Here is a 25,349-nt window from a genome sequence, read left to right on the forward strand (position 1 = left end):
GGGCTGAGCCCAATGAACAAGGTCGAACTTATGCAACCCCAAACCGTGCAGGCGCTGGCCATCGTTGCCGTCCTGTGCGCCTTCGGCCTGGCCGAGCTGGCGCAGCGCCGCTTTTTCCCCAGCGAAGCAACACGGGAAGACAACCGGCTCGACATTGCCGTCACACTGCTGTTCCCGCTGATATCCGGCGCGGTGCTTGCTGCCTCCACGGCCCTGTGCGCCTGGTTGATCCCGGCGCAACGCGACGCGCTGGCCCACTGGCCGGTGTGGCAAATGCTGCTGGTGTTGTTGCTGGCCGATGACCTGACACAGTATTTCTGGCACCGCCTGAGCCACACCTCCGTCATGTGGCCGCTGCACCGCGCGCACCATTCGGCTGCCTACATGAGCGTGCGCATCGTCTACCGCAACAACGCTTTTTATTACGCGCTGATGCCCGGGCTGTGGCTGTCGGGCGTGCTGCTTTACATGGGTTTCGGCTGGGTTTATGTCGGCTACACCATCGTCAAGCTGACGGTCATCATTGGCGCACATTCCGCCGTACGCTGGGACCAGTGGCTTTACCGCTACCGCGTGCTGCGCCCCGTCGCCTGGGTGGTTGAGCGCCTGATCTCGACGCCGGCCACACATTTCGCCCACCACGCCCTGGTACAGGATGACGGCGTTGGACACTACACCGGCAACTACGGCAACCTGCTGTTCCTGTGGGATGTGCTTTTTGGCACCGCCCACATCACGCGGCGCTACCCGCCGGCTTACGGCCTGACCGACGATCGTGCACACGGGCCGGAGCCCTGGCTGGCGCAGTTTGTGTACCCGCTCAAGCGCTCACGCCGCGCGGAGACGGTGCTGGGCAGCAGCTCGCACGCGCCGCCCAAATAGTCCCCCTTTCCAGGACATCCACATGACATCGCTGACGGGCAAGACGGTGGTGATCACCGGCGCCGCTTCGGGCATAGGGGAGGCGCTTGCCCATGCCATGGCCGCCCAGGGCGCGCGCCTGTTATTGGCCGATGTGGATGCCGCACGGCTGGCATCGCTTGCAGAAGTCTTGCAACAGCAAGGGATCACCTGCCTCGCACAAGCCTGCGACGTGTCACAGGCATCGGCATTGGATGCACTGGCCGAACGCGCATTGCGCGAACTGGGCGGGGCCGACATCCTCATCAACAACGCCGGCGTGGCACTGGTCGCGCCGGCGCAAAGCCTTGCCTTGCATGACGCGCACTGGCTGATGAACATCAACTTCTGGGGCGTGGTGTACGGCTGCCGCGCCTTCACACCGCAGTTGCAGGCCCGCCCCGGCAGCGTGATCGTCAACCTCTCCAGCGTTTTTGCGATGGTGTCGCTACCCACACAATCGATTTACAACGCCAGCAAGGCGGCGGTGCGCGCCTTCTCGGATGCGCTGCGCGAGGAACTGCGCGAAGAAAACGGCAAAGCCGGCGTGCGGGTGCTGTGTGTGCACCCGGGCGGGATACGCACGCGCCTTGTCGAGCAGGCGCGCCTGGGAGACATCACGGCCATCGCCGACAGCCCACAGGCCCTGCATACGCAATTCCGGCAGCTGGCGCGCACCAGCCCGGACGAGGCCGCAACCGCCATCGTGCGGGCCATACGCGGCAGGCAAACGCGGCTGCTGATAGGTGCAGATGCCCGGCTGGGGGACTGGCTGTTCCGGATGACACCGGCATACGCCTCGGCCTGGTTTTCCGCGCTGGCCCGCTGGGGGCAGCAACGCATTGCTCGCCCTGGCGCCGGTGAAGGCTGATTGGCGCTACGGTTTTAATAGCTGGCCGCGCGCATAAACAGGCGGCCGTGAGCATAAATGATGCTTAAAAATGGGGTATTCAGTGCCTGAAAGGCCTGCTCAGGCTGTTTTTTTGCCAAAACCCGGCCTTGTAGCTGCCGTTTATGCCATTTTAACGATGTTTTATGGCCGGGGCCGCCTGTTTATGCGCGCAGTAAGCTATCAAATAAATAGCACTCCCCGGGCTTTTCAGCCCATCAGGCAGCCTTGGGGCCGGAGCGCCGCCGCGCGGGTGATGCCGGTGCCGGCGCCTGCTGGTGAATCAGGTAAGTCGAAATAATGCCCATCAGGTACTCGCTCACCTGCGGCGGGTTGACAGGCCGGCTCAGCGCCTGGTTGCTGCCGACGATGGCCAGGTAAAACAGGGCGGCCAGCTCGGACGCCTTTTTCGGATCGCCTGTCAGGCGCTGGAACTTCTGTGCGAACAGGCCCATGCGCGCCTCGTCCACTTCCACCAGCATTTGCGCGACCGTCGGATCGCGCCGGCCAAGGCCGCGCAAGGCCAGCTCAAAACGTATGTTCTCCAGATCCGGGCCGCCGTGGGCAAGCGCAGCCTCCAGCAGGCGCTCCAGGTCCGCCCGGGGATCGGACGTGGCTTCGGCACGCAACTGTTTGTCCAGCGCAAGCTCCCGCGCCACCCATCGAGCGAGCAGCGCGGAAATCAGCTCGGCGTGGTCGGTGAAGTGCCAGTAAAAACTCCCGCGCGTGACACCCAGCGCATCCGCAATCATCAGTACACGCGCCTTGTCAAAGCCGCCCTCGACCACCGCCCGGAAAGCCGCATCCAGCCAGTCATCCCGCGTCAGCCTGGAGGCCTCGACCGGCCCGGCCCGCTTGCCCGGCTTCCCCGACTTGGCTGCTTGTTTTTTTGCATTCATGATGTTCCCGATTATCGATTGGATGCAGCTCCAGTTTCTGTCCGGCGGTACCCACAAGCCCCTTGATTCGTGACAAATTCAGCTCGACCCACACAATACACATATGTATTGAAATGGTATATTAGAGAAATCAATACACAAGTGTACTGAAGCATAGGAAGAAACCGTGTCATGTCGCTCAAAAGCCTGTTAATGCCTGCGATCAGCCAGAGGGTTCTCGCCAGGGACCGCCTGCTGGAGCGGCGCGCGCGTGCAGAACGCGCACGGGCCGCGCGGGGCGAGCCACACCGGGTTCATTACTTTCACCAGGCGGACGACCCCTACAGCGCCCTGGCCGCAGCCTGCCTGCCGCAGCTGCTTGCGCGTTATGACATCACGATTGCAGCGCATGTGGTCGGGCCGCCGCCGGACAACGCCGCGCCAGAACGCGAAAGGCTGGTGGCCTACAGCCGCAGGGACGCACAGTTGCTGGCCAGCCACTACCGCCTGAATGGCCTGGAGTTTCACGATGGCGGGGCGCAGCCGGCAAGTCAGGATGTGGAGCTGGCCACCCGCTTGCTCGTCACGGCCATACGGGACGGCAGGTTCGTTGAGGCGGCGGGGGGAATCACGTCCAGCCTCTGGCAAAACCCGCAGGCACTTGCAGATAGCACCCAACAACAGGCGACGGTCACGCCTGCCGAGGCCTGCGCGCACCTGACGGCATCCAGTGCACTGCGGCGAAAGCTGGGCCACTACCTGGGCGCGACCTTCTTTTATGGCGGCGAATGGTATTGGGGCGTCGACCGCCTGCACCACCTTGAGCAACGCCTGCAGGCGCTTGGAGTCCAGCGCTTCGACGGCAAGGACCTGCTGTTTCCGCCCGCCGACGACCTGCAGACCACCGTGCGCACCACAGCACCTGCTGCGATCGATTTTTTTGTTTCATTGCGCAGCCCCTATTCGGCCATCGTTGCGCCGCGCGTATTTGAACTGGGCCGGCGCACGGGTGCGCAGGTCCGACTGCGTTTCGTACTGCCCATGGTCATGCGTGGCCTGCCGGTGCCGCGCGAAAAGCGCAACTACATCAGCCAGGACGCGGCAAGGGAAGCCTTTGTGCGGGGCATTCCCTTTGGCCGGCTGAACGATCCCGTGGGCCGCCCCACGGAACGCGGGCTGGCCCTGATGCCACTTGCAGAGCGTGCGGGTAAAGGCGAAAGCTACCTCTTGTCCTTCATGCACGGCGTATGGGCCGAAGGTCTGGACGCAGGAAGCGATCGCGGCTTGCGGCAGATCGCTGAACGCGCAGGTCTGGACTGGGACGAGGCCCGCCTCGCCCTGAAGGACGAGGGCTGGCGCAAGACGGCAGAACAAAACCGCGCAGAATTGTTCAGCCTGGGCCTGTGGGGCGTGCCTTCGTTTCGCGTGGGCGACACTGCGGTGTGGGGCCAGGACCGGTTGTGGGCCGTGGAAGACGAATTACTGAAAGGAATGCAGTCATGTTCTTTATCCTGAAAGCGGTCTGCCTGGCCATTTATGCCCTGGCGCTCGCTGGCCTGGCGGGCTTGCTGCCGGACGGTGTTGCGCACACCATGCGCAACATCGCAGCCGTGATGCTGCTGGTCCATGCACTGGAGCTTCTTGTCATGTTCAAACATGTGCGTCTTTATCGCGGCCCATTGGCCACAAGCGTGTTGCTGACTATGCTGTTTGGCCTGCTGCACTGGAAACCCCTGGCGGATGGACACGCCAGGATGCAAAAAGGGAACTGAGGCCATGACCAGACTGCTGAAAACAAAACTTCTTGTAGCTGCGCTCGGCCTGGGTATCTGCGCCGCCGCCATGGCCGCCGACAAGGCACGGCCCAACATCGTCCTGTTGCTGGCCGACGACTGGGGGTTCAGTGATGTCGGCTCCTTTGGCAGCGAGATCGCCACACCCAACCTGGATGAGCTGGCGCAGCGCGGCATGCGTTTTTCCAATTTTCACGTCAGCGCATCGTGCTCGCCTACACGCGCCATGCTGCTGACCGGCGTGGACAACCACCGCAACGGCGTAGGCAATATGCGCGAGACCATTCCACAGTCGCATGTGGGCAAGCCGGGCTACCTGAGCGTGCTCGACACCAATGTGGTCACCGTCGCCAGCCTGCTCAGGGACAGCGGCTACCGTACCTATGTCGCGGGCAAGTGGCATATCGGCAAGGAGCCGCACAACCTGCCGCCTGCGCGCGGTTTTGACCGCTCCATCGTGCAGGGCGACAGCGGCTCGGACAACTGGGAAACCGCCAAACGTTACCTGGACCTGGCCGACAAGGTCAGTTGGTTCGAAGACGGCAAGGAAGCCGTCATGCCCGCGGACTACTACTCGTCCCAGTATTTTGTGGACAGGACCATCGATTACCTCAAGTCCGGTGCAAAAGACAGCAAGCCCTTCTTTGCCTATGTCGCCTTCCAGGCCAACCACATCCCGGTTCAGGCGCCTAGGGAATTCATAGACAAGTACAAAGGCAAATACGACAAGGGCTGGACCGCGCTGCGCCAGGCGCGGCGCGACAAGGCCATCGCGCTGGGGATCATCCCCAAGGACACGCCCATGGTCACCATGAGCACCACCGCCGACTGGGACGCCTTGAGCGAGCAAGACAAGAAATACCAGGCCAGGCGCATGGAGGTTTATGCGGCCATGGCCGATGCGATGGACTACCACGTGGGCCGCCTGGTGTCCTACCTGAAGGAAACCGGCCAGTACGACAACACCGTGTTTGTCTTCATGTCGGACAACGGCGCCGAAGCGTCTGACCCTTACACCGTCCTGAGCGGGCGCCTGTGGCTGGACTGGAAATACAACAAGGGCATAGACCAGCTGGGCGCCAAGGGCGCTTACAGCATCATCGGGCCAAGCTGGGCCAGCGCAGCGGCATCGCCGCTCAGCACCTACAAGTTTTATTCCGGCGAAGGAGGCATACGCGTGCCCCTGATCATCTCGGGGGCCACCGGCATACAGCACAACCAGACCTTTAACGGCCTGGCGCATGTCAACGACATCGCGCCCACCCTGCTCGAACTGGCGCAGGTTCCGCGCCCGGGAAACAGCTACAAGGGCAAGGCCGTCGAGGCCATGACGGGCACCAGCCTGCTGCCCGTGCTCACGGGGCAGGCGCAGCGGGTACACGCGCCGGACGAGGCCATCGGTTATGAGTTGTCCGGCAACCAGGCGGTTTTCAAGGGCGACCTCAAGCTGATCAGGAACATACCGCCTGTGGGCGACGGGCAGTGGCACCTCTACGACATACGCAAGGACCCGGGCGAAACCAAAGATCTGCAAAGCCAGATGCCCGACGTGTTCACGGCCATGCAGGCCGACTATGCGGCTTATGCAAAAGCCAATGGCGTGTTGCCCATGCCAGAGGGCTACGACCCGATACGGCAGGTGCAGACCAATGCGCTGATCAACGTCTACATCCCAAGATTCAAACGCACCGGCCTGCCCATCCTGGCCGGCCTGGTTTTGCTGACGGTCATTTTTGTCTTTGTGCGCAGGCGCAAAAAGATGAGGATGAAGGCTCGGGCCCTCTGAAGATTCGATTGGAAAAAATGACCCCGGAACACTTTGACATCCTGATCGTGGGCGCGGGCCTGTCAGGCATAGGCGCTGCCGTGCAGCTCAAACAGAACTGTCCAGGGCGCGGCTTTGCCATCCTCGAAGGGCGCGAAGCGCTTGGCGGCACCTGGGACCTGTTCCGTTATCCGGGCATACGCTCGGATTCGGACATGTACACCCTGGGTTACGCCTTCAGGCCCTGGACAGAAAAGAAATCCATTGCCGACGGCGCGACCATCCTCAAGTACATCGCAGATACGGCCCGTGACCACGACATAGACCGCCACATCCGCTATTCGCACCGGGTAAAACAGGCATCGTGGTCAAGCGCCGATACGCGCTGGACCATAGACATCGACAAGGGTCCGCAACGCGAACCGGTCCAGATCACCTGCAATTTCCTTTACGTCTGCAGCGGTTACTACAACTACGAGCATGGCTACACACCGGACTTTCCCGGCACCGGGCGTTTTTCCGGGCGCATCGTGCACCCGCAGAAGTGGACCGCAGACGTTGATTACGCCGGCAAGCGTGTGGTGGTGATAGGCAGCGGCGCCACAGCCGTCACGCTGGTGCCATCGATGGCGGACAAGGCCGCGCATGTAACCATGCTGCAACGCTCACCCACCTACGTGGTGTCACGCCCCGCCGAGGACAAGCTCGCCGGCTGGCTGAACCGGCACCTGCCATCCGGGCTGGCCTATGGCATCACACGCTGGAAGAACGTACTCCTCGGCATGGCTTTCTTCAGGCTCTCCAAACGCCAGCCCGAGCGTGTCAGGAAGATGATTATTGAAGGCGTGAAAAAGGCCGTGGGGCCTGATTGTGATGTGGACAAACACTTCACGCCCAGCTACAAACCCTGGGACCAGCGCCTTTGCCTGGTACCCAATGCCGACCTGTTCAAGGCCATCCGGAAAGGCAAGGCCTCCGTCGTCACCGACCATATCGAAACTTTTACCGAAAAGGGCATCAGGCTGCGCTCGGGCCAGGAACTGGAGGCCGACGTGATCGTGACGGCGACCGGCCTGGACCTGCTGGCGCTGGGCGGCATTGATATCGTGGTCGATGGCAAGGCCGTCGTGATGAACAAGACCATGAGTTACAAGGGCATGATGCTGGCCGGCGTGCCGAACCTCGCTTATGTGATCGGCTACACCAACGCCTCCTGGACCCTGAAGGCTGATTTGACGGGCGACTACCTCTGCCGCCTGCTGAACAGCATGGCAAAACAGGGCTTCAGACAATGCACGCCAAGGCTCACCGACCCCAGCGTCACGGAAGAAAGCTGGATAGATTTCAGCTCCGGCTACATCCAGCGCTCGCTCGACAAATTCCCCACACAGGGCAACAAGAAACCCTGGCGACTGCATCAAAACTACGCGCTGGATCTCGTCACCCTGCGTTTTGGCCCTGTCAATGACGGCACCATGGTGTTCTCAAAAGGCTACTGAAATGAAAAGATTCCTTCTCTCCCTGCTGGCGGTCGTTGCCCTAGTCGCCTGCGCAGCCTTTTTCTTCAGGACACCGCTGAGCCTGATGCTTGCAAAAAAAGCCGCGGCCGAACGCCTCGCTTACGATGCAATGAATGAGCTGCCCGACGGCCTGCACGTGGGCCTGTGCGGCGCAGGCTCGCCTTTCCCCGATGACAAGCGCTCCGGTCCCTGCACGCTGGTGGTGGCCGGCAAGCGCCTGTTCATCATTGACACAGGCAGCGGCAGCGCGCGCAACATCGGCAAGATGGGTTTCCAGCATGGCCGTATCGAGGCCATTTTCCTGACCCACTTTCACTCCGACCACATCGACGGCATGGGTGAGTTGATGCTGCAGCGCTGGGGTACTGCAGCCAACACCTCACCCGTGCCCGTGTATGGTCCGCAGGGCGTCGACATGGTGGTGAATGGCTTTATGCAGGCCTACCGCCAGGACAGCCAATACCGGGTGGCGCACCATGGCGAAGCCGCAGTACCCTCAAGCGGCTTTGGCGGCAAGCCCATGCCCTTCACGCCCGGCGCCGACGGCCGCGTCGTGGTGCTAAAAGACGGCGGCCTGGAAATCACCGCCTTCACGGTGGACCATGGCCCGGCGCACCCAGCGGTGGGATACCGGTTTGCCTACAAGGGCCGCAGCCTGGTGATCAGCGGCGACACCAAAAAATCAGCCGCCGTGCAGCGCGAAGCTGCGGGCGTGGATGTGCTGGTGCATGAGGCACTGTCGACCCCCATGGTGGGCATTTTGAAAGACGGCGCAGTCAAGGCCGGGCGCATGAACCTCGCCAAAATATTCGACGACATACTGAACTACCATGCCTCGCCCGAAGAAGCCGCCGAGACCGCACGCGACGCAAAAGTGGGCTACCTGCTGCTCAACCACATCGTCCCGCCGCTGCCGCTGCCTGGCATGGAAAAAGCGTTTCTGGGGAAAGCACCCGAGATCTACAACGGCCCCATACGTGTCGGTATAGATGGCGACTTCCTGAGCCTGCCCGCAGGATCAACTGAAATCAAAGTTGGCAGGCGTTTCTGATATGCAAAAACTACCTGTTGTGACCCAGGCGCTGCGTACCCCGGAAGCGCGCTTCGCCGACCTGCCAGACTTTGCCTACACACCGCATTACACCGAAATCGGCGGACTGCGTGTGGCCCACATTGACGAAGGGCCGCGTGATGCGCCCATCGTGCTGCTGATGCATGGGGAGCCGACCTGGTCCTTCCTGTACCGCAAGATGATTCCGGTGCTGGTGGGGGCCGGCTACCGCGTGCTCGCGCCGGACCTGGTAGGTTTTGGGCGTTCCGACAAACCTGCCAAAAAATCGGATTACTCCTACCTGAACCATGTGCTGTGGATGAAAGAGTGGATGCAGGCCAACGACCTGCGCGGCATCACCCTGTTTTGCCAGGACTGGGGCTCGCTTGTCGGCCTGCGCATGGTGGCCGAAGCACCAGACCGCTTTGACCGCATTGTGCTGGCCAACGGCGGCCTGCCCACCGGCAGCGAAGAGGTGCCCCGTGCTTTCAAAATCTGGCGCGCCTTTGCCCGCTTCAGCCCCTGGTTTCCGATAGGGCGCATCGTCAAGACCGGTTGCGTGGGAGGCCTGAGCCCGCAGGAGGTCGCGGCTTACGACGCGCCCTTCCCGTCCGGTCGCTACGCGGTAGCGGCCCGCACCTTCCCCGGTTTTGTACCGACCAGCCCCAAAGACCCCGAACACCAGAACAACCAGCGCGCCTGGGAGTTGTTCAAACGCTGGGACAAACCCTTTCTGACCTTGTTCAGCAACCGCGACCCTGTCACGCGCGGCGGCTACAAGGCATGGCAAAAACTGGTGCCCGGCGCACAAGGCCAGCCGCATGCCATCACACGCAATGCAGGGCATTTCCTGCAGGAAGACAAGGGCGCTGAAGTGGCCCTTGCGATCGTGGCCTTCATGCGAGGTTCACCCGGGCCCCATCAGGCGCCGGCCGGGGAATCGGCAGGCAACAGCCTGTAGACCCTGGCTGCGGTACCGCTGAAAAGTGCTGTACGTTCAGTGTCTGAGTAACTCACCGTCAGTTGCTTGAATGCGTTCCAGAGTTCGCTGTAGCCGCAGGATTGTTTGTCGACAGGGAAGTTGCTTTCAAACATGCAGCGCTCCGTGCCGAAGATGTCCAGGCAGGTTTCCATATATGGGCGCCACGCCGTGGCCAGGTCTTGCGACGATGGCGGCAACTCACGCTCATGCAAGTCCATGCCCACAACAGGCATGCCCAGGCCGCCGAGCTTGACCGTGACGTTTTTGCACCCGGCCAGCTGGCGCATGTCGGCTGCCCAGCGCCTGAGCGATCCGGCCTGCTGGCCATCGTATGGGCCAACACCCAGCACGGTACCGATATGGTCAAGAACAATCTGCGTGTCTGGAAAATCATTGGCAAGCGCCAGCAAATCCGGCAATTGCGGGTGGTACAGCCACGCGTCAAAACTCAGGCCGAACTTTGCCAGCTGCGCAAAGCCTTCGCGAAACACCGGGTCCGACAGCCGGTGCGGGGGCACGGGCCTGGCCAGGAAACGCTTGAGTTCGCTGTCGTCGTCATAAGGCGCCGCATAACGGATACCGCGCAAACGCCCACCGGCAACCGCAGCTTGCGCCTCGAGCACCTCCTGCACGGCGCCGCCCAGCATCAGGTCGGCATGGCCGACGATGGCTTCGGCCACACGGCATTTGCCGTAAATGCCGCTGGCCGCCATGGCCGCATTGCCATTGGCAAACTCGACCTCGCCCACAGGCTTCATGTGCACCGGGCCAAACGCGCGGTACATGGCATGGGCTTCGACATACACCGTGGCGCAGATGTTGTGGCCCTGCGCAATGTCGGCGAGCAGGTCGTCCAGCAGGTAGCGGTTGGCCGCTGCCCTGACATCCCACAGGTGGTGGTGTGCGTCGATGATGGGCAGTTCCGGTTCCAGTGCCGGCTCGCGCGGCGTTAGTGCCAGCCAGCGTGTGATGGCCTCCGTATTGCGGACGATGTTGCCTGAAAAAGGTTTGCCCATGGCTGCTTTCAAGTAAATCAAATAGCGTGTTTTTATCGCATCCGCCATGTGATACGGTTTTTCGCTTCTTCAAACCCGCCGGCCGGGTCGTGAAACGGCTGGTCACGTCTGTGACTGCCTTTACGTGAAGTCAATGTTTGAATTGAGCCCTGCAAGACCGACAATCCGCCGATCCGACCCGACTCACACCAAGGAATAGACATGCTCTGGGAACACTCCGCCAAAACCACCGATCTGCTCAAGCGCATGAATGCCTTTTATGAAGAGCACATCTATCCCAACGAAGGCCGGCACCACGAAGAGATGAACGCCTTTCGCCGCGCAGGCGACCCGTGGCAGCCGGTGCCGCTGGTTGACGAGCTCAAGGTGATTGCCCGCAAGGCCGGCTTGTGGAACATGTTTTTACCCCACGCCCATGGTGACATTGAGGGCATCTCCAACCTCGACTACGCACCGCTGTGCGAAATCATGGGCCGGGTGTCCTGGTCCGGCGAAGTCTTCAATTGCTCGGCGCCCGATACCGGCAACATGGAGACTCTGGAACGCTACGCCACCAAGGCGCAGAAGGACCAGTGGCTGGAGCCGCTGCTGCGCGGCGAGATCCGCTCGGCCTTCCTGATGACGGAGCCTGCCGTGGCCTCGTCGGACGCGACCAACATCCAGTGCAGCATAGTCCGGGACGGCGACGAATACGTCATCAACGGCCGCAAGTGGTTCTCGTCGGGCGCGGGCAACCCGCGCTGCAAGATTTTTATCGTGATGGGCAAGACCGACGTGAACGCGCCGCGCCACGCGCAGCAGTCCATGGTGCTGGTGCCGCGCGACGCCAAAGGCGTGACAGTGTTGCGCCCGCTGACGGTGTTTGGTTATGACGATGCGCCGCATGGCCACATGGAGGTTTTGCTGGAAAACGTGCGTGTGCCTGTCAGCAGCATCCTGCTGGGTGAAGGCCGCGGCTTCGAGATCGCCCAGGGCCGCCTTGGCCCGGGACGCATTCACCATTGCATGCGCTCGATTGGCGCTGCCGAACGTGCTCTGGAGATGATGGTGGACCGCCTGCAGTCGCGCACCGCCTTTGGCAGCGCGCTGTCCACGCAGTCAGTCTGGCATGAACGCATTGCCGAGTCGCGCTGCATGATTGACCAGGCCCGCCTGCTCACCCTCAAGGCGGCGCAGATGATGGACGTGGCCGGCAACAAGGCGGCACGGGCCGAAATTGCCATGATCAAGGTGGTGGCGCCCAATATGTCATGCAAGGTAGTGGACTGGGCCATACAAGCGCATGGCGCAGCCGGTGTGAGCGGCGACTTCTCGCTGGCCGAGGCCTATGCGCACCAGCGCACGGTGCGCATCGTGGACGGCCCGGACGAAGTGCACCGCAATGCGATTGCAAAGATCGAGCTGGCCAAACGCTCCGCCATCACCGGTGTGGGCGCCAAGGCGAAGTGATTCGGCCGCGCTGACTATCAGATCAGCAGTCCCAAAATACCGATGCGGTGTCCGAAAGGGCACCGCATTTTGTTTTGTAGCGCCGATTTCCCGGCGGGCCAGGCACCCTGGGGAAAACACTTAGTACACCCGGGCCAGCCTCTGGCGAAGGTCACTTTTGTGACGCAACAGCCATGTTTTTCGCCTTGGAGAACTTGCAGACGTCCCAATGAGCGGTTAGCATTTGTCCATAACTTACCGTCCGGCAGGTAAATTAATTTGACTTAACACAAGGAGACTTTGAAAGTGGAACTCAACACCATCACCCTGACCGTTGACGCAGGCGTCGCCGTTGTCACCCTGAACCGCCCGCCCGTCAATGCGCAGAACATCGAACTGCGCGAGGAAATCACCCGCGTGTTTGACGTGCTGTCCGACCGCGCGGACGTGGCCTGCGTCATCTTGACGGGCGCGGGCAAGGCTTTTTCCGCTGGCGCCGACATTCGCGAACGCCCCAACCTGGCCGACACACCGGGCGCCTACGGCGCACACAACCGCCGCGTGCGCGAGTCCTACTACGCCGTGGTCGAGTGCTCCAAGCCCATCATTGCCGCCATCAACGGCCCTGCACTGGGCGCAGGCTTTGGCCTGGTCATGGGCTCGGACATCTGGGTCGCCTCTGAGGACGCCTATGTGTCCATGCCCGAAATCAACGTCGGCCTGGCCGGTGGCGTGACCTTTTTGCAGAAGGTGTTTGGCCGCTCACGCGCACGCCGCATGTTCTACACCGGCATGAAGGTCTCGGCACAGGAGCTGTACCGACTCGGCCTGGTGGAAGCATGCCTGCCTGCCGCCGAACTGATGCCCTACTGCATGGAGATCGCAAAAGAGATCGCCGCCAAGAGCCCCATCGCCATGCGCCTGGCAAAAGAAGCCGCACGCATGACCGAGGTGATGCCTACGCGCGATGCCTACCGCTATGAACAGGGCAACACGGTGGCCCTGTCCAAAACCGAAGACTCCAAGGAAGCACAGCGCGCCTTTCTCGAAAAACGCGCACCTGTTTACACTGGCCGATAGGCTGCAGGCCCCCGGCCAGCCGGGGGCCATTGACCCAGACAACGGAAACAGGCGGGCTGTGAAGTTCGCCTATACTTTTTCCTCCAATAGAAGAACATGGGTACACGATGGCAACTCGTCGTCCGACAGAAGACACAGCAGCAGCGACTGAGGGTTTCAGGCCGCGTGTCGACAATCGCCCGGAACAGATCATCGGCATAGCCTGCCGGCTGTTTGCCAAGCGTGGTTACGAAGGCACATCCCTGCGGGACATCGCGGAAGAAGCACAGATCACCAAGGCAGCGCTGTACTACCACTTTCCGAACAAGGAAGCGCTGTACCACCGCATCGTGCTGGACTCGTTGCGCGCCCTGATTGACTCTGTACGTGCTGCGGTTGACGCCGCGCCCACACCGCTGGAAAAAGTACGCCAGTACATGCTGGTCTCCGCCGACTTCATGGATGCCGACCGCGATTCCTGGATGGCCGGCTCCAATGCATTCTGGATGGGCGCCGAGAGCGAACCGCGCACGCTGGCGATCGCCTTGCGCAATGAATACGAGACCCTGCTGCGCAGTTGCATCGCCGATGCCATCAACGCCGGTGAATTCAGGCCCAGCAATATCGCCCTGACCGGCCGCTTTCTGCTTTCAACACTGAACCAGATCAGCCGCTGGCACAACCCCAAAGGCGCAATGTCTACCCGCGAAGTGGTTGAGCAATACCTGGACATGGCCCTGCACGGGCTACAGGCAACGGCCAGGGCCTGATCTGACCCGGCGACCCATCCATGCGCCTATGGATGTGGGACTCAAGGCGGCACATGCCGCCTTGAAAACGCTATCAAAACAATAGCTCGTTGCGCGCATATTTAGGCGGCCACGGGCACTTTTCATATAAAAAATAGCCTCGCTGACCGGGCGCAGACCATCCTCTGGCCGTTTTTCGGCCTTTCCTGCCACCTGCCGGCAACCTCTTTAAAGCAGGCCCATTCATCGGGTCCGCATCAAACTCTAGGGTTATCACCAATCTTTTACTTACCTGCCGAACGGTAAAATAAATTCATAATCAGGCATCCAGCCCTGCCTGGGCATCGTGGTGCATGCCATTGCATTTTTTGAAAGAAGGATTGCCGCAGCCATGTTCACTCGACGTTTCAGCATCGGTATCGCCGCCCTTTTTTGCGCAGCGGCAGCGTACGCCCAGCCGGCACAGAACTTTCCAACCAAACCCGTCCAGATCATCGTGCCCTATGCAGCCGGTGGCGTGACGGACATCCTGGCGCGCATCGTGGCACTGCGACTGACGGACAAATGGAAACAGCCTGTCATCGTTGACAACCGCCCCGGTGCCGGCACCGTCATAGGCACGGCAGCCGCCGCTCGCGCGCCCGGCGACGGCCACACCCTGCTGATCACCGCATTCGGCTACACGGCCAACCAGATCCTGGTGCCCAACCTGCCCTATAACCCGCAGGCCCTGGCGCCGCTGTCCATCCTGGCCGACTCCTACAGTTATCTCTATGTCAATTCGGCTGTGCCCGCCAACAACGTGCCGGAGCTGATTGCCTACGCCAAAGCCAACCCCGGCAAGCTCACATTTGCATCCTCCGGCAACGGCTCCAGCCCGCATATCGCCGCCGAACTGTTTGCCTGGCGCACCGGCATCGACATGATCCACGTGCCCTACAAGGGCAACGGCCCCGCCATCAACGACCTGGTGGGCGGCCAGGTAAGTGCGTTGTTCGACACGGTGGCCACCATGAGCTTTGTCAACAGCGGCAAGCTCAAGGTGCTGGGCATTGGCAGTCCCAAGCCCATTGCCCGTTCACCGAATGTGGTGCCGATTGCAAAATCCGGCGTGCCGGCGCTCGCGGACTTCACGGCCGGCGGCTGGTTTGGCATGTTTCTGCCGTCCTCAACCCCCGTCGAGCTGCAAAAGAAGATTTATGCCGACGTGCGCGCGGTGCTTGAAACCAAAGAGGTGCATGAAGCCATCCTCAAGGCAGGGCTGGAGCCCGCGCTGATGTCGCAGGCCGACTTTGCCGCCTACCTGAAAAAAGACCTGGAGACCTGGGGCCCCGTGATCCGCGAACGCAAGATCCGCCTCGACTGACCCGCCGGGTCGTGACCCCGACATCTTTCGCAAGGCAAAAAATCAATAAAGAAAGACCAGCAACAAATGGAACACAAGACAAGCTCCATCCCCGACATGCCACCACTCGGCCGCCTGAAGGGCAGGCGCATCGTGGTGACGGGCGCCGGCTCCGGCATAGGCGCATCCATTGCACAACTTTTCATCGCCGAAGGCGCACAGGTAGCAGCCATAGACCGCAATGAAGAGGGCATCGGGTCATGGTTCAAGGCGGGTCAAGGCATTGCACTGAAGGCCGACATTGCCGACGAGCAATCCGTCAATGATGCCGTCAAGCGTGCGGCTGAAGCACTGGGGGGCATTGATGGCCTCGTCAATGCGGCCGGTGTCTCGAACACAGACCTGCTGCGCGATGTGAGCCTGGAAGACTGGCGGCGCACCATAGACATCAACCTGACCGGCAGCTTTCTGGTGTGCCGTGCCTGCCTGCCCTGGCTGGAGAAGGTGCAGGACAGCACCATCGTCAATTTTTCCTCGGGCCAGGGCCTTCAGCCCTTTGTACGGCGCGGCGCCTACGCGGCCTCCAAGGCAGGCGTGATTTCGCTTTCAAAAACCCTGGCCATGGAATGGGCGCCAATACGCGTCAACACCATTTGCCCCGGCGCGGTCGACACCCCCATGGTGCGCGCCGGCTACAGCGAAGAAGCCCTGCGCACCCAGGTCGGCACACGCTACGCACTGGGCCGCGTGGCTGAATCCATCGAAATTGCACGGGCTGCCCTGTTCCTCACAGGCGGCGAATCATCCTTCGTCACCGGCATAGCGATGGCCGTTGACGGTGGTCGCAGCTACCACTGACCAATCCTCAACCGCATCCATGACACAGACCAACACCCTCCCCCCAACCTCTGCCGAGCTGGCCGGCACGACAGCAGACCCCTATGCAGGCTTCCGGCAGGAACTCGTGAAGTTCACCGAGGCACCCGAACTGGCGCAGCTCAAAGAAGTGGTACGCACCAACCAGAAACTGTCACGCGCGGAGTTCAGCGCCTGGCAAAAGGCACTCTTCAAAAAAGGCTGGGGCGCGCCCAACTGGCCCCTCGAGTACGGCGGCACCGGCTGGGACCTGCAGCAGCGCTACCTGTTTGAGGAAGTCACGGCAGCGGCGGACTGCCCGCCGCAATACCACCACGGCATAGGCCATATCGGGCCGGTCATCATGCATTTCGGCAGCGACGAGATCAAGAGCCGCTTCCTGCCGCGCATCCTCGATGGCACCGAACACTGGTGCCAGGGTTATTCGGAACCGGGCGCCGGCTCTGACCTTGCCTCGCTCAAATCCACTGCCGTACGCGACGGTGACGATTACGTGCTCAACGGCCAGAAGATATGGACCTCACACGCCCATGAAGCCGACATGATGTACACCCTGGTGCGCACCTCCAGCGAAGGCCGCAAGCAGGCCGGCATCTCGCTGCTGCTGGTCCCGCTCAACACGCCGGGCATAGAAATCAGGCCCATCCACACCGTGGACCAGTGGCACCATGTCAACGAGGTTTTCCTCAACAACGTGCGTGTGCCTGCAAAGTACCTGGTCGGCGAAGAAGGCGAAGGCTGGAAATGCGCCAAGTTCCTGCTGGACCGCGAACGCCTGTCGCCTGCGACCGTGCCACGCCTTGCGCGCCAGCTGGAGCAGGTGTCGGAACTGCTGGCACAGAAGATGAAAAACAATCCCGAGCTGCCCAGCATCCATTCGCTGCAGGAGCGGCTCTTTATCGCGCAAGCCTCTGCCAAGGGCTCGCGCCAGATGTTGCTGAGCGCCATCCAGGAAGAAATGCACGGCACGCTGGCATCGTCCAAGTCGTCTGCATTGAAACTCCACACATCGGAGCTTTCGCAGCAAATCGTAGGCATCGCCTTTGACATTGCCGGTCCTGAATACGCCGCACGCCTTGTGCCTGAAATTGAAGCGCCCGATGGTGCCGATGACATGGACATCGAACGCCAGCTGACCCACACCTATCTTTTCTACCGCTCACGCTCCATTGCCGGCGGCACCAGTGAAGTGCAGAAAAACGTGATTGCCCGCGACCTGTTTGGAGCCTGAGAAAAATGCCTTTTACCGTTACCCCGATGTTCCCCGGTGATTTGTACGACACCACGGATCGCATGGCCGCCACTGCCGCACCGGCATGGCCCGATGGCAAAAACCAGGGCAGTGCCAAATGGACACAAATACTAGAACTGGGCTGGCAAGGCGTTCTGGTCAGCGAAGAAGCCGGCGGTGTGGGCGCCACACTGGCCGAGTTTGCATCCATTGCCGAAGCAGCCGGCCGCCATGCGATGGCCCTGCCGCTGACCGCGCGCTGCGTTGTGGCGCCCATGCTGCTGGCAGCTGCCGGCTACACCGCCACAACGCTCAAGCTGCTTGAGCAGGTATCGGCCGGGCAGGCCTCGGTATGCCCGGTACTGCAATCGGGCCATGCGGACTCGCTGCAGGCCAGCCCCGCCAGCGGCGGCAGCCTAAGGCTCAAGGGCGTGCTTCGCGGCGCGGACCTGACGGAGCCCGCCAGCCACCTGTTGTTTAACGCCTTTTCCGGCGACGGCTCAACGCCGGTGCTGCTCCTGTTGCCGACCAGCGAGCTGACGCAGCATGTTCGTTATTTTGAAGGCCTGGATGGCCGCCGTACCGCGGACATCACGCTGGATGGCGTCACCGTCGAAGCCGACCAGGTGCTTTTGCAAGGTGATGCGGTCACCGCTGCGGTCAAGGCCGCGATGTCAACCGGGGCCGTGATGACCAGCGTGCAAACCGTAGGTGCGCTGGGCGCCATGATTGAACAGACGATTGAATACCTGTCAACGCGCACGCAGTTTGGCGTGGCGCTCTCCACCTTCCAGGCGCTGCGTCACCGCGTGGTCGAAATGTACGTTGCCTATGAAAGTGCGCGCGGCCTGGTCAAGGACGTGACTGAAGAACTTTCAGCCAGCCCCGCATCGGGTGGCCGCGATGCTGCGCTGACCAAGCTGTATCTGGCGACCGTGGGCCGTACCGTGGCGGAGTCCGCCATACAGCTGCACGGTGGCATGGGCATGACGGTGGAAATGCCTGCCGCGCGCCTGGCCATGCACACGCTGATGTGCAACCTGCAGTATGGTGATCGTTTTTACTACCTCGATTCGCTGTCATCGCAAATGGCGGCAGATGCAAAAACCGCCGCCCTGCCGGCCTGAAACTTACCTGCACGGCCTTCAACATGCACACACTTCACTCTCTTTTTTTCCCGGGGTCGGTCGCGCTGATAGGCGCCTCGTCCGACCCTGAGCGCATAGGCGGCCGCGTGCTGCGCTTCATGCTCGAAGGTGGTTACCAGGGCACCATCTACCCGATCAACAAGGGGGAAGCACTGGTGCAGGGCCTGAAAGCCTATAAAAACATCACGGACGTACCCGGCACGGTTGACCAGGCCGTGATCATCATCCCGGCAGCGGGTGTGGAAACCGCGCTGCGCGAAGCCGTGAGCAAGGGCATCAAGTCGGTACAGATCCTGACCGCGGGTTTCGCCGAAATCGATGAAGCCGGCAAGCAGCAGCAGCAAAAGCTGGTGGACATCTGCCGCGAAAACGGCGTGCGCATGCTGGGCCCCAATTCGCTTGGCCTGCTCAACCTGTCCAACAAATTTTCGGCTACCTTCTCGACTGCACTCAATGGCCTGCGGCCCGTCAAGGGCCATATCGCACTGGCCACCCAGAGCGGCGCCTTTGGCTCGGCAACCTATGGCATGGCATCGCTGCGCGGCCTGGGCTTTTCGAAGATCGTGGCGACGGGCAATGAGGCCGACGTTGATGTGGCCGAGTGCATCGATTACCTGGCCGAAGACGCTGAAACCAAAGTCATATGCGCCGCCGTCGAGTCCTGCAAGGACGGCAACCGCCTGCGGCTGGCTTTGCTGAAAGCAGCCAAAGCCGGTAAACCCGTTCTCATCATGAAGGCTGGCCGCACCGAAGTCGGTGCGACCGCCGCGGCCACACACACCGGCTCGCTGGCCGGCAATGACACGGTGTATGACACCGTTTTTGCGGAGTGCGGCGCATTCAGGCCACAGTCGATTGAAGAAATGCTGGACATCGCCTATGTCTGCGCAGTCACCGGTTCGCTGCCGGCCAACGCCGACGTCGCCATCCTGACCGGCTCGGGCGGCATTGGCATCCTGATGGCCGACCACGCCAGCGACCATGGCCTGGCACTGCCCAAACTGTCAGCAGAAGGCAGCGCGGCCGTGCTTGAAGTGCTGCCCTTTGCCGTTGCGGCCAATCCGCTGGACACCACGGCACAGGTAACGGCCGTCAAAAGCGGCGTGACACGCACGCTCGACGCGCTGCTGAGCCACTCGTCCTGCGCCACCATATTCGCCTACCTCGCGCACGTGGGCCTGTCGCCCAGCCGCTTCCAGTCCACAAGTGACGAGCTGATTGCGCTCAAGGCCAAATTCCCTGAGCGCGCCATCATCATGGTGATGCTGGCAACCAAAGAAGTTGCCGCAGTGCTTGATTCGCATGGCATCCCGACCTTTGCCGACCCCTCGCGCGCGGTGCTGGCGATGGCGGGCGCGTACCAGATGGCACGCCGGCGTGCGACGCTCTTTTCGCCACCTGGTGCCAGACCTTCGGCCAAGGCGCTGGGCGATGTGTCAACCGAAGCCGCCGCCAAAAAGGTGCTGGCCGATGCCGGACTGCCCATGCTGCCCGAGAGCGTCTGCAAAAGTGCCGAGGCAGCCGCTACAACAGCTACCACTTTCGGCTTCCCCGTGGTCGCAAAAATTTCCTCGCCAGACATCCCGCACAAGACCGAGGTTGGCGGTGTGATGCTGAACCTGCAGGATGCCGATGCAGTGCGCCTAGCCTATGACGAACTGATCAGACGTGCTAGGGCAGCCGTGCCCGATGCACACATAGACGGCGTGCTGGTCACTCCCATGCTCAAGGGCGGCGTGGAGACCATCATGGGCATACACATGGACCCCACCTTTGGGCCCATGGTGATGTTCGGCTCCGGCGGCACCGCCGTCGAGCTGTTCAAGGACGTGGCTTTTGCCTCGGCGCCTGTCACCGAAGCCCGTGCGCGCGAACTGATCGACTCGGTGAAGTCATCCCGGCTGCTGCGCAAATGGCGCGGCGGTCCGCAATACGACGAACAGGCACTGGTCAAGGCGATCTGCAAACTTTCGGAGTTTGGCGAAGCACATGCCGACGTGCTGGAGAGCATTGATGTCAACCCCCTGGTGGTGCGCGAGAACGGCGCGGTCTGCCTGGATGCGGTGATCACACTGCGTTGAACCCCGCACAAAAAGAAGGAGACAAAAGCAATATGGACAAATCAAAAGAAGACCTTTTGCAAGGCCTGCTGGACCGCGAAGCCATACGCGAGGCCATGTATGCCTATTGCCGCGGCATTGACCGCTGCGACGAAGCCGCCCTGCGCTCGGCCTACTGGGAGGATGCGACGGACCGGCACGGCGCCTACAACGGCAGCGCCAGCGGTTTTATCGCCCATGCCGTGAAGGCGCGCACCAACGGCCCGCGCATGATTCACCAGGTCAGCAACATCTCCATCGTCCTCAAGGGCAGGCACGCGGCCGTTGAAAGCTACTTCCAGGCTTTCCAGTACGACAACGATCCGCAAGGCAAGCTGCGCGAAACCTTTCTGTGCGGCCGTTATGCCGACCATTTTGAAAAACGCGGCGAAGAATGGCGGATTGCGGCGCGCACCGTGATTTACGACTGGATGAAGGAAGCCCCTGGACCGGAAGGTGACGAGGCCACACGCTTCGGTGCACGCAGCCCCAACGGCAAGATGAAACCGGACGATGCCTGGTACACCTTGCTGGGGCAAGCGCCCTTCTCGACGACCTGAGCTTGCCGCAAGCGCTGGCCTCAGGCATGCCTGGCGGCTCGGGGGCGCCACTGTGCAGTGACAATCCCGCGAACCTCGAACCAAAGGCTTCACAATGACTGAATCAGGCGAAGACTTGCTGCAGACCCTGCTGGACCGAGAAGCCATACGCGAGCTCATGTATGCCTATTGCCGCGGCATTGACCGCTGCGATGAAGCCGCCCTGCGTTCCGTCTACTGGCCGGATGCAACCCACCGCCAGGGTGCCTACAGCGAGAGCGGCAGCAGTTTTGTCGACTACGCCATGAAGGCTCGCAGCAACGGGCTGCGCATGAGCCACCATGTCAGCAATATTTCCATCGTTCTCAAAGGCAAGCAGGCTGCGGTCGAAGGTTATTTCCAGGCATTTCAGTACGACGGCACCCCACAGGGTGGGCTGCTTGAGACACTTTTAAATGGCCGCTATATCAACCGCGTTGAGAACCGTGGCGGGGAATGGCGTATCGCAGAACGCACCCTGATTTACGACTGGATCAAACAAACACCCGCAACGGACGGAAACGAATCCCAACGCTTTGGCGAACGCAGCCCCAACGGCAGGATGAAACCGGATGACGCCTGGTACAAGCTGCTGGGGCAAGCACCCTTTTCAAGCTGAACGTCACTGCAAAAAAACCGGCATCAAGCCGGTTTTTTTACTGAATGTGCAGGCACAGCTACCAGTTATTTCTTCCAGCCGTTCATATCCAGCGATGCCATCACGGTGTTGGACAAGCCACCATCCACCAGCAGGTCAACGCCATGAACATACGCGGCGTCCTTGCTTAAAAGGAACGCCACAACATTCGCCATGTCCTCGGCCTCGGCCATGCGGCGCAAGGGCACGCGGCCTTCACGCTGCGCGCGTGCATCGGGTGTCGAGTAAGCCGCAGCCGTACCCGGGGTGATGGTCAGGCCCGGCGAGAAGGCGTTGACCCGAATGCCGTCAGGTCCCCACTCATTGGCCAGTTGCCGCACCAGCATCAGCGCCGCGGCCTTGCTGGCGCTGTAGGGTCCCAGCGGCGTCTGCGCGTTGGTGCCGGAGATAGACGCAGTCACCACAATCGCACCTCGGCTTTCCTTAAGCGCAGGATAGGCAGCTTTCGCCAGCAGCCACGGCGCACGCACGTGCACGGCAAACACCTTGTCCCAGTTCTCCATCTCATAGCTGGCCAGCGGCCCGGGAATCGCAAAACCTGCATTGCTGACCAGCGCGTCCAGGCCGCCAAAAGCTTCAGAGGCCTTGACGATGGCGGCCGGCAGCGCCGGGTCCGACATATCGCCCGGTACTGCAACCGCCTGGCCGCCCAGGACGCGTATTTCGTCTACCAGGCTCTTGAGTTCATCGGCATGCTGGTCCGACAGCACCAGCTTCGCGCCACCCGAAGCCTGGGCGTCACGCGCCAGCCTCAGGCAAATGGCACGGCCGATGCCGCGGGCTGCCCCGGTCACAATCGCACGCATGATATGTCTCCTTGTCCAGAAATAAAAAACGGCCGCATGCCCCTTTCGGGGAAGCGCGGCCGCCTGTCCCGCCCTTGCCGGGCGGCGTGACCATCAGGCCTCGGCCCGTTCCTCTGCGTGCTGGAACACGAAGCCACCGTATTCATTGCTGGCGGCAGCCGCGCAAAGCTCACGGTACTTGGCAAAGCCGCCAATAAACATGGTGAGCCCCTGTGACTTGCCCGGGACGTTGGCGCCTACCCACCAGGTCTTTGCCTTGTTGATCAGCGAGCTCTGGGCCAGTCCCCGCACGACATCCATCCAGCCGTCTTCGGCCTTCGTCGTGGGCTCCATGGTCGCCAGGCCGTTTTTCTGCATATGCGTTATCGCGGCGGCAATCCAGTCCACGTCATGTTCGCTGATACGGATGATGTTGGCCAGCGCCGACGGACCATTCGGGCCGGTGGTCATGAAGAGGTTGGGGAAACCCTCCATCATGATGCCCAGGTGTGAACGTCCGCCTTCTTTCCACTTCTGGTTCACGGTGCGCCCGCCCTTGCCCACCACGTCGAAGGCGATCAGCGCGCCGGTCAGGCCGTCGTAGCCGGTGGCCAGGATCAGCATATCCAGTTCGGTCTCGCCGGAAGCATTGCGCACGCCGCGCTCGGTGACTTCGACGATCGGGTCCGTCAGGCAGTCCACCAGGTGCACGTTCGGCAGGTTGTAGGTCTCGTAGTAGCTCGAATCCAGGCACGGCCGGCGCGCAAAGATCGGGTAACCCTTGGGCTTGAGCGCCTCTGCCGTCTTCGGATCCTGCACGACTTCGGCGATCTTGCCGCGCACGAACTCGGCCACGTGCTCGTTGGCCTCCTGATTCACCATCAGGTCGCCGAAAGTTCCCAGCATGGCCAGGCCACCCTGCTTCCAGGCGTCCTCCAGCAAGGACTGGCGTTGCTCCGGCGTCACGCTGAAGAATGCGCGCGTGGACTGGGGCCGCGTGCCGCCGACGGTGCTGTTGCGTGCCGCCTCGCGGATGCCAGCGTAGTTGCGCTTGACTTCACTGACGTATTCCTGCGTCAGCGGCACATTGCGCATCGGCATCGTAAAACTTGGTGTGCGCTGGAACACAAACAACTCGCCGGCCTGCGGACCCACGTCCTGCACGATCTGGATGCCGGTCGAGCCCGTGCCGATCACGCCCACGCGCAAGCCGGCAAAAGACACTGGTTCATGCGGCCAACGCGCAGCATGCAGAAGGCGGCCCTTGAATTTTTCGACACCGGGGATGTCCGGCACCTTTGGCACCGACAGCGGGCCTGTGGCCATGATGCAGAACGGCGCTTCGTAACGTTCGCCGCGGTCGGTCTCCACGGTCCACAGCTGGCGCTCCTCGTCCCAGACGGCACTGGTCACGCGGGTCTTGAACTGGAAGTGTTTGCGAAGATCCAGTCGGGTTGCGACGAAATCGATATAACGCAGCAGTTCGGGCTGGGCTGCGAACTGCTCGGACCAGGTCCACTCCTGCTCGACTTCGGGCGAAAAAGAGTAGCTGTAGTCGATGCTGGGCAGGTCCACGCGGGCACCGGGGTAACGGTTCCAGTACCACACACCGCCCAGGTCACCGCCCGCCTCGAAGCTCTGGAGCTTGAGCCCCATTTCGCGGAATTTGTAAGTCGCGTACATGCCGCCAAAACCACCACCGACAATGATCACATCCAGCCGCTTGACCCCGCCGGTTCCTGATCGGCTTACATCCTTGTTGCTCATATCGTCTCCAGAAATTTGATTGCAAAAATGGCTATACGGCGAGAGTGCCGCCGTCCACCGGCAGCGTGACGCCATTGACGTAGGAAGCCAGCGGCGAGGCGAGGAACACAGCCGCACCCGCCAGTTCCTGCGGCTGGCCAACACGGCCCGTGGGAATGCGCACCATGAAGCGCGCCAGGCGCTCTGGGTTGGCGCGAGTCGCATCGGTCATCGGCGTTTCGATCACACCCGGCGCCAGCGCATTCACGCGGATGCCGTCGGCGCCCAGGTCTGCGGCCATGGACTGCGTGAGCATCTTCACAGCGCCCTTGGAGGCCGAGTAGCCCAGGCAGTTCGCCTGCGCAATGAAGGCCGCACCCGAAGCGACATTGATAATGCAACCACGTGTCTTGCGCAGTGCAGGCAGCCAGGCATGGATGGTATTGAAGGTGCCGAAGAGGTTGACGTCCATCACACGGTGAATGTTTTCCTGCGCCTTCGGGCTGTCGATGCCTTCACGGATGATGACACCCGCGTTGTTGACCAGTGTATCGACCAAGCCGATGTCTTTTTCAACCTGTGCGGCCAGCGCACGGGAGGCGTCCGCATCCGTCACGTCCAGGGCAAAGGCCCAGCCCTCGCCACCGGCTGCGCGCACCTGCTTCAGCGTTTCCTCGCACCGCTCGGCGCTCACATCGGTCACGATGACACGCGCGCCTGCCGAGGCAAAACCCACGGCAATCGCCTGGCCTATGCCACTGGCGGCGCCGGTGACCAGCGCAGTTTTTCCTTCAAGCCAGAGGCCGCCCTTGAGCGCGCCCATCACGGCGTCACGGGATGTTGCTGTCATGTT

Annotated in this window: 23 protein-coding genes; 18 read left to right on the forward strand and 5 right to left on the reverse strand. The window is 61.7% G+C overall.

The window, feature by feature from the left end:
• Nucleotides 1-30: 30 nt before the first annotated feature.
• Complete coding sequence (locus tag ACFQND_RS15705) at nucleotides 31-882, forward strand: sterol desaturase family protein (protein WP_371434824.1); 852 nt, start codon at nucleotides 31-33, stop codon at nucleotides 880-882.
• 22 nt (nucleotides 883-904) lie between these two features.
• Complete coding sequence (locus ACFQND_RS15710; RefSeq protein ID WP_371434823.1) at nucleotides 905-1,771, forward strand: SDR family NAD(P)-dependent oxidoreductase; 867 nt, start codon at nucleotides 905-907, stop codon at nucleotides 1,769-1,771.
• Between the two features lie 236 nt (nucleotides 1,772-2,007).
• Here the strand turns inward: ACFQND_RS15710 and ACFQND_RS15715 are convergent, their stop codons facing one another.
• Nucleotides 2,008-2,688, reverse strand: coding sequence for a TetR/AcrR family transcriptional regulator (locus ACFQND_RS15715; protein ID WP_371434822.1), 681 nt, complete (start codon nucleotides 2,686-2,688; stop codon nucleotides 2,008-2,010).
• A 171-nt stretch (nucleotides 2,689-2,859) separates the two neighbouring features.
• On the opposite strand from ACFQND_RS15715, the gene ACFQND_RS15720 reads away from it, so the two are divergent.
• The 6 genes from ACFQND_RS15720 to ACFQND_RS15745 are packed head-to-tail and all read left to right on the forward strand — an operon-like array spanning nucleotide 2,860 to nucleotide 9,757.
• Complete coding sequence (locus tag ACFQND_RS15720) at nucleotides 2,860-4,182, forward strand: DsbA family protein (RefSeq protein WP_371434821.1); 1,323 nt, start codon at nucleotides 2,860-2,862, stop codon at nucleotides 4,180-4,182.
• A complete protein-coding gene (locus tag ACFQND_RS15725; protein WP_371434820.1) occupies nucleotides 4,167-4,439 on the forward strand; it encodes a hypothetical protein in 273 nt (90 codons plus the stop codon). Before ACFQND_RS15720 ends, ACFQND_RS15725 begins: the two co-directional genes overlap by 16 nt.
• A 4-nt stretch (nucleotides 4,440-4,443) precedes the next feature.
• Nucleotides 4,444-6,246 (forward strand): arylsulfatase, encoded by a 1,803-nt coding sequence (locus ACFQND_RS15730; RefSeq protein ID WP_371434819.1) that lies wholly within the window; start codon nucleotides 4,444-4,446, stop codon nucleotides 6,244-6,246.
• Nucleotides 6,247-6,263: 17 nt separating this feature from the next.
• Nucleotides 6,264-7,724, forward strand: coding sequence for a flavin-containing monooxygenase (locus ACFQND_RS15735; RefSeq protein WP_371434818.1), 1,461 nt, complete (start codon nucleotides 6,264-6,266; stop codon nucleotides 7,722-7,724).
• Between the two features lies 1 nt (nucleotide 7,725).
• The gene (locus ACFQND_RS15740; RefSeq protein WP_371434817.1) at nucleotides 7,726-8,796 is read left to right on the forward strand and encodes an MBL fold metallo-hydrolase; all 1,071 of its coding nucleotides are present in this window, start codon (nucleotides 7,726-7,728) and stop codon (nucleotides 8,794-8,796) included.
• Nucleotide 8,797: 1 nt separating this feature from the next.
• Complete coding sequence (locus ACFQND_RS15745; protein ID WP_371434816.1) at nucleotides 8,798-9,757, forward strand: haloalkane dehalogenase; 960 nt, start codon at nucleotides 8,798-8,800, stop codon at nucleotides 9,755-9,757.
• Here ACFQND_RS15745 and ACFQND_RS15750 read toward each other — a convergent pair.
• A complete protein-coding gene (locus ACFQND_RS15750; RefSeq protein WP_371434815.1) occupies nucleotides 9,718-10,794 on the reverse strand; it encodes an amidohydrolase family protein in 1,077 nt (358 codons plus the stop codon). The two genes, ACFQND_RS15745 and ACFQND_RS15750, sit on opposite strands and share 40 nt — an antisense overlap.
• A 201-nt stretch (nucleotides 10,795-10,995) precedes the next feature.
• Here ACFQND_RS15750 and ACFQND_RS15755 point away from each other — a divergent pair, with 201 nt between their 5' ends.
• The 10 genes from ACFQND_RS15755 (at nucleotide 10,996) to ACFQND_RS15800 (ending at nucleotide 21,926) form a co-directional block, all read left to right on the forward strand.
• Nucleotides 10,996-12,243: an acyl-CoA dehydrogenase family protein gene (locus ACFQND_RS15755; protein WP_371434814.1), complete on the forward strand. Its 1,248-nt coding sequence runs from the start codon at nucleotides 10,996-10,998 to the stop codon at nucleotides 12,241-12,243.
• A 285-nt stretch (nucleotides 12,244-12,528) separates the two neighbouring features.
• Nucleotides 12,529-13,302 carry an enoyl-CoA hydratase/isomerase family protein gene (locus ACFQND_RS15760; RefSeq protein ID WP_371434813.1) on the forward strand — a complete coding sequence of 258 codons (774 nt, stop codon included), beginning with the start codon at nucleotides 12,529-12,531 and terminating at the stop codon, nucleotides 13,300-13,302.
• A gap of 107 nt (nucleotides 13,303-13,409) precedes the next feature.
• Nucleotides 13,410-14,051, forward strand: coding sequence for a TetR/AcrR family transcriptional regulator (locus ACFQND_RS15765; RefSeq protein ID WP_371434812.1), 642 nt, complete (start codon nucleotides 13,410-13,412; stop codon nucleotides 14,049-14,051).
• Between the two features lie 370 nt (nucleotides 14,052-14,421).
• Nucleotides 14,422-15,396, forward strand: a complete 975-nt coding sequence (locus tag ACFQND_RS15770) for a Bug family tripartite tricarboxylate transporter substrate binding protein (RefSeq protein WP_371434811.1) — start codon at nucleotides 14,422-14,424, stop codon at nucleotides 15,394-15,396.
• Nucleotides 15,397-15,462: 66 nt separating this feature from the next.
• Nucleotides 15,463-16,233, forward strand: coding sequence for an SDR family NAD(P)-dependent oxidoreductase (locus tag ACFQND_RS15775; RefSeq protein ID WP_371434810.1), 771 nt, complete (start codon nucleotides 15,463-15,465; stop codon nucleotides 16,231-16,233).
• A gap of 19 nt (nucleotides 16,234-16,252) precedes the next feature.
• Nucleotides 16,253-17,482: an acyl-CoA dehydrogenase family protein gene (locus ACFQND_RS15780; RefSeq protein ID WP_371434809.1), complete on the forward strand. Its 1,230-nt coding sequence runs from the start codon at nucleotides 16,253-16,255 to the stop codon at nucleotides 17,480-17,482.
• 5 nt (nucleotides 17,483-17,487) lie between these two features.
• Nucleotides 17,488-18,609, forward strand: coding sequence for an acyl-CoA dehydrogenase family protein (locus tag ACFQND_RS15785; RefSeq protein WP_371434808.1), 1,122 nt, complete (start codon nucleotides 17,488-17,490; stop codon nucleotides 18,607-18,609).
• A gap of 23 nt (nucleotides 18,610-18,632) precedes the next feature.
• Nucleotides 18,633-20,711: an acetate--CoA ligase family protein gene (locus ACFQND_RS15790; protein ID WP_371434807.1), complete on the forward strand. Its 2,079-nt coding sequence runs from the start codon at nucleotides 18,633-18,635 to the stop codon at nucleotides 20,709-20,711.
• 32 nt (nucleotides 20,712-20,743) lie between these two features.
• Entirely contained in the window at nucleotides 20,744-21,289 is a 546-nt protein-coding gene (locus tag ACFQND_RS15795) for a nuclear transport factor 2 family protein (RefSeq protein WP_371434806.1), read from the forward strand.
• 94 nt (nucleotides 21,290-21,383) lie between these two features.
• Nucleotides 21,384-21,926: a nuclear transport factor 2 family protein gene (locus ACFQND_RS15800; RefSeq protein WP_371434805.1), complete on the forward strand. Its 543-nt coding sequence runs from the start codon at nucleotides 21,384-21,386 to the stop codon at nucleotides 21,924-21,926.
• A gap of 65 nt (nucleotides 21,927-21,991) precedes the next feature.
• Here ACFQND_RS15800 and ACFQND_RS15805 read toward each other — a convergent pair whose 3' ends face one another.
• The 3 genes from ACFQND_RS15805 to ACFQND_RS15815 all read right to left on the reverse strand — a co-directional run bounded on the left by ACFQND_RS15805 (nucleotide 21,992) and on the right by ACFQND_RS15815 (nucleotide 25,346).
• Nucleotides 21,992-22,771, reverse strand: a complete 780-nt coding sequence (locus tag ACFQND_RS15805; RefSeq protein WP_371434804.1) for an SDR family NAD(P)-dependent oxidoreductase — start codon at nucleotides 22,769-22,771, stop codon at nucleotides 21,992-21,994.
• A gap of 93 nt (nucleotides 22,772-22,864) precedes the next feature.
• Nucleotides 22,865-24,517, reverse strand: coding sequence for a flavin-containing monooxygenase (locus ACFQND_RS15810; protein WP_371434803.1), 1,653 nt, complete (start codon nucleotides 24,515-24,517; stop codon nucleotides 22,865-22,867).
• Between the two features lie 31 nt (nucleotides 24,518-24,548).
• Complete coding sequence (locus ACFQND_RS15815) at nucleotides 24,549-25,346, reverse strand: SDR family NAD(P)-dependent oxidoreductase (RefSeq protein WP_371434802.1); 798 nt, start codon at nucleotides 25,344-25,346, stop codon at nucleotides 24,549-24,551.
• Nucleotides 25,347-25,349 lie beyond the last annotated feature (3 nt).

It is taken from the genome of Polaromonas aquatica (genome assembly GCF_042659145.1).
Classification (GTDB): domain Bacteria; phylum Pseudomonadota; class Gammaproteobacteria; order Burkholderiales; family Burkholderiaceae_C; genus Polaromonas; species Polaromonas aquatica.